This is a genomic window from uncultured Aquincola sp. (assembly GCF_964001545.1).
GTDB lineage: Bacteria > Pseudomonadota > Gammaproteobacteria > Burkholderiales > Burkholderiaceae_C > Aquincola.
On sequence record NZ_CAXFDV010000366.1, the window covers coordinates 1 to 4,366 of the forward strand.

Below are 4,366 nucleotides of genomic sequence, written 5' to 3' on the forward strand. Positions count from 1 at the left end.
CCGTTGTTGGACAGCATGCCGCTGGTGAAGTCGTATTCGGGGTCTTCGGCGGGCAGGCCGCGCTGGGCCACGTCGTAGTCGATGTACTTGACGTCGCGGATCTCGCCGCTGGCCAGGTCCAGCATGCCGGTGGACTCGATCACCTCCTCGAGGAGTTCATCGAAGATCTTGATCGGTACTTGCAGGTCCACGGGCGTCCTTGTTGTTGAGGTGGAAGGGGCGGCATTCTAGGAGGCTGCGCCTGCTAGGGCCTCTCGAGCTTCAGGAACAGGTCGCGGTCGGGCGCGAAGTTGGCGTGCAGCGGCAACAGTGCACCGCCCAGCGCACGCGCGTCGGGGCCGATGGTGCCGGGCATCAGCAGCGGGCGGCGCACGCCCTCCCAGCTGAGGTCGGCGCAGGCCGCTTCCACCGCGGCCAGCAGCGCGGCCAGCAGCTCGCGGCTGAACTGTCCGTCCACGATCACCCCTTCCAGGTCGAGCAGGCAGGCTGCGTCATGCAGGGCCAGGGCAATCGCCGGGCCGGCGTCGGCCAGCCAGGCCTGGGTGTGCGGCAGCCAGGGCGCCTGCAACGCGCGGGCGTCGGTGGTGGCACCCAGGTCGAGCCCGGCCGCGGCGTACAGCGTTTCCAGTGTGAAGAGCGAGGCCACGCTCAGCAGCTGCGGCGGCGGTGCCGCGCCCGGCCGGCCGCGGCCCATGGCCAGCGAGCCCACCGCGCCGGCATTGCCGCTGAGGCCGCCGCGCAGGTGGCTGTCCAGCACCAGGCCGCCGCCGATGAAGGTGTCGACGAAGACGTACAGAAAGCTGCGCACGCTGCGGCCGCGGCCGGCCACCAGCTCGGCCACGCAGGCCGCGGCAGTGTCCTTGACGAAGGTGACGGGCAGGCCGCTCATGGCCGCCACCCGCTCGGGCAGGTCGATGCGGTCCCAGGCGCGGGCGCGTTCGCGTTCCACGCCCAGCAGCGCCTGCCAGCCGCCCAGCGACAGCGGCGCGGCGATGCCGATGCCCTGCAGCCGGTCGCGGCGGCCCACGCCCAGCCACTGGCGCATGGCGCCCAGGTGCTGGTCGATGGCGGCGCACACGGCCTCGGGTTCGGGGTAGTCGTAGCTGACCGACCAGCGCTGGCAGGCGGCGCCGGTGAAGTCGACCAGCAGCACGTCCAGGCTGCGGCGGCCCACCTTCACGCCGATGGCGTAGGCGCCATCGGGTGCCAGCGCCAGCGGCACCGAGGGTTGCCCCACCTTGCCGCGCACCGGCGTGCCCTTGACCAGCAGGCCGTCGTCCAGCAGCCGCTTGGTGATCTGCGAGACCGTCTGCGCGGTGAGCTGGGTCAGCCGCGCGATCTCGGCCGCCGGCAGCGCGCCATGCAGGCGGATGGCCTGCAGCACCACCCGTTCGTTGTACTGGCGCAGGCCGCCCTGGCTGGAGCCGCGCGGCCGCAGGCGGCCGGTGTCGGTCGGGTCAGCGGCAGTGGCGGCGGGTGGCATCAGGTCTCCAGCGGGTGGGCGATCACGCCCTTCTTCAGCACGAAATTGGCCCAGGGCTGCAGCTCGCCGGTCTGCACCACCGCAAAGGCCTCGCGCGCCCGGTCGTAGAAGGCGAAGCGTTCGGTGGCCAGGCACTGCTCGGGCCGGGCGTCGCCGCGTGCGGCCATCGCGGCTATGACCTGGCGCTGCAGGGCCGAACGATAGCCCGGCTCGCTGCCGCCCACCTGCATGTAGGCCACCGGCTGCGCCACCGCCTCATCGAGCGGCAGCACCGACAGCACCGCCTCGCAGGCCTGCGCCATCGAGACGCCGGGCCAGTGCAGCACCGGCCGCCGCGTGGCCAGCGTATGGGCGGTGAAGTTGGCATCGGCCAGCACGATCTCGTCGCCATGGCCCATCTCGGCCAGCACTTTCAGCAGCTCGGGGAACAGCAGGGGATGGATGTGCTTGAGCATGGGTACTTCCGGGACCTCAGGCCAGGCATTCGGCCGGGATGTCCTTGGCCTGCATCGCGCCGGTCATCACCGCCACGGTGTCGCTCATCGAGATCTTGCGCGGGTTGAGCACCGCGGCCCGCTTGCCCAGCCGCGCCACGTGGATGCGGTCGGCAATCTCGAACACATGGGGCATGTTGTGCGAGATCAGCACCACCGACAGGCCCTTGTCGCGCACCCGGCGGATCAGCTCCAGCACCATGTTGCCCTCCTTCACGCCCAGGGCTGCGGTGGGCTCGTCCATGATGACCACATGCCGCGCAAAGGCCGCCGCACGCCCCACCGCCACGCACTGGCGCTGGCCGCCCGACAGCGTTTCCACCGCCTGCGTCATCGAGCGGATGCCCACCTTCAGGTCGTTCATGCGGGCGATGCTTTCTTCCAGCATGCGCTTCTTGTCGAGCATGCGGAACACGCTGCCCAGCACGCCCGGCCGGCGCACCTCGCGGCCCAGGAACAGGTTCTCGGCGATGGACATGGCCGGAGCCACGGCCAGGTCCTGGTACACGGTTTCGATGCCGGCGCGGCGGGCGTCGATCGGGCTCTTGAACTGCACCGGCTGGCCGTCGAGCAGGATCTGCCCGGTGTCGGGCACGGTGGCGCCCGACAAGGCCTTGATCAGCGACGACTTGCCGGCGCCGTTGTCGCCGATCACCGCCAGGATCTCGCCGGCGCGCAGCTCGAAGTCGGCGCCGTCCAGGGCCGTCACCTGGCCGTAGCGCTTGACCAGCGCGGTGGCCTTCATCACGATCTGCGGCGCGGGGGCCGCGGTCTGCGTGTTCATGGATTGCACCTTCAGCAAAGGGTTCAGCGGGCCGACTTGCGCGACATCTGGTCGGCCGCCACCGCCAGGATCACCAGCACACCGGTGACCAGCACCTGGTAGACCGAGGACACGCCCATCAGCGTGAGGCCGTTGCGGAACACGCCGACGATGAGCGCGCCCACCAGCGTGCCGAGGATGACGCCGCGGCCACCGAACAGGCTGGTACCGCCCAGCACCACCGCGGTGATGGCGTCCAGGTTCTCGGTCTGGCCGGCGTTGGGGTCGCCCACCCCGGTGCGCGACACCGACAGCAGCGAAGCGATGCCGTAGAACACGCCGGCGATCACGTACACGCCCAGCAGCACCTTCTGGGTCGGGATGCCGGTCAGCCGCGTGGCTTCGGGGTTGTTGCCCACCGCGTACACGTGGCGGCCCGACTGCGTTTCACGCAGCGCGAACCAGGCCGCGAAGTACAGCAGCAGCATCAGCACCGCGCCATAGGCCACGTTGGTGCCGCCCAGGCCGAAGGTGGTGCCCAGCCAGGTCATCGCGTCGGGCAGGTCGGTCACCGTCTGCGATTGCGAGTACAGCTGCGTGATCGCGAACGCGATGTTCAACGTGCCCAGCGTGACGATGAAGGGCGGCAGCTTCAGCCGGGTGACCAGCAGACCGTTGATGAGGCCGAACAGCGTCGTCACCGCGATGCCGCAGGCAATGGCCACCGGCGTGGGCAGGCCCAGGTCGGCCGCGAACTTGGTCATCACGATGCTGCCCAGCGCCATCACCATGCCGCAGGACAGGTCGATGCCCGCGGTCAGGATGATCAGCGTCTGGCCGATGGCGATGACGCCCACCACCATCACCTGCTGCAGGATCAGCGAGAAGTTCTGGCCGCTCAGGAAGCGGTCGGTCTGCGTCGCGAAGAAGATGCAGGCGGCCAGCAGCGCGATGAACGGGCCCAGCACGCCCAGCGGCGGCAGCTTGTCCTTGAGCGAGGTCGACATGGCATTGCCCTTGGGTACTGCGGCGACGGTGCTCATCACTTCTTCCCCCAGCACAGGTCGGTGCCGGCCTTCACGTCCTTGCTGTCGATGCCGGCGATGGGCTTGTCGGTGATCAGCGTGACGCCGGTGTCGACGTAGCCGCTGGCCTTCTTGCCGCTGCTGGCGTACTCGAGGGCGGCGTCCACGCCCATGGCGGCCATCTTCAGCGGGTACTGCTGCGAGGTGGCGGCGATCTTGCCGGCCTTGACGTCGCGGATGCCCTGGCAGCCGCCGTCCACCGACACGATGATCACGCCCTTGTCCTTGCCCGCCTTCTTCAGCGCGTTGAAGGCGCCTGCCGCGGCCGGCTCGTTGATGGTGTAGACCACGTTCACATCGGGCACCTTCTGCAGGCAGTTCTCCATCGCGGTCTGGCCCTTGGCCTGGTCGCCGAAGCTGTCGGCCTGGCACACGATCGCGGCGTCCGAGCCCAGCTCGTTGCTCTTGGCATCGGGTGCGGTCAGGCCAAAGCCCTTCATGAAGCCGTTGTGCCGCTGCGCACCCACCGGGTGGCCGGGGAACAGGTCGAGCGTGACGATCTTGGCCGGCTTGCTGCCCAGCGCCGCCTTGGCGTACTGGC

Annotated in this window: 5 protein-coding genes and 1 pseudogene; all 6 read right to left on the bottom strand. The window is 69.7% G+C overall.

What is annotated here, in order from left to right:
* Nucleotides 1–191, bottom strand: a pseudogene (locus ABNT58_RS12640) (hypothetical protein); the annotation flags it as partial.
* Between the two features lie 53 nt (nucleotides 192–244).
* Nucleotides 245–1,483 (bottom strand): ROK family transcriptional regulator, encoded by a 1,239-nt coding sequence (locus ABNT58_RS12645; RefSeq protein WP_348753829.1) that lies wholly within the window; start codon nucleotides 1,481–1,483, stop codon nucleotides 245–247.
* Nucleotides 1,483–1,938: an RbsD/FucU domain-containing protein gene (locus ABNT58_RS12650; protein ID WP_348753830.1), complete on the bottom strand. Its 456-nt coding sequence runs from the start codon at nucleotides 1,936–1,938 to the stop codon at nucleotides 1,483–1,485. The genes ABNT58_RS12645 and ABNT58_RS12650 overlap by 1 nt, the downstream gene beginning before the upstream one ends.
* A gap of 16 nt (nucleotides 1,939–1,954) precedes the next feature.
* Nucleotides 1,955–2,761 (bottom strand): ATP-binding cassette domain-containing protein, encoded by an 807-nt coding sequence (locus ABNT58_RS12655; RefSeq protein WP_348753831.1) that lies wholly within the window; start codon nucleotides 2,759–2,761, stop codon nucleotides 1,955–1,957.
* Nucleotides 2,762–2,784: 23 nt separating this feature from the next.
* Nucleotides 2,785–3,783 carry an ABC transporter permease gene (locus ABNT58_RS12660; protein WP_348753832.1) on the bottom strand — a complete coding sequence of 333 codons (999 nt, stop codon included), beginning with the start codon at nucleotides 3,781–3,783 and terminating at the stop codon, nucleotides 2,785–2,787.
* Nucleotides 3,783–4,366, bottom strand: a 584-nt coding sequence (locus ABNT58_RS12665) for a substrate-binding domain-containing protein (RefSeq protein ID WP_348753833.1), incomplete at its 5' end; no start/stop codon positions are given. The genes ABNT58_RS12660 and ABNT58_RS12665, both read right to left, overlap by 1 nt.

What these genes read in the sequence shown, in the direction of transcription:
- ABNT58_RS12645 (WP_348753829.1), bottom strand. Translation starts at nt 1,483, where the DNA reads ATGCCACCCGCCGCCACTGCCGCTGACCCGACCGACACCGGCCGCCTG.
- ABNT58_RS12650 (WP_348753830.1), bottom strand. Translation starts at nt 1,938, where the DNA reads ATGCTCAAGCACATCCATCCCCTGCTGTTCCCCGAGCTGCTGAAAGTG.
- ABNT58_RS12655 (WP_348753831.1), bottom strand. Translation starts at nt 2,761, where the DNA reads ATGAACACGCAGACCGCGGCCCCCGCGCCGCAGATCGTGATGAAGGCC.
- ABNT58_RS12660 (WP_348753832.1), bottom strand. Translation starts at nt 3,783, where the DNA reads ATGAGCACCGTCGCCGCAGTACCCAAGGGCAATGCCATGTCGACCTCG.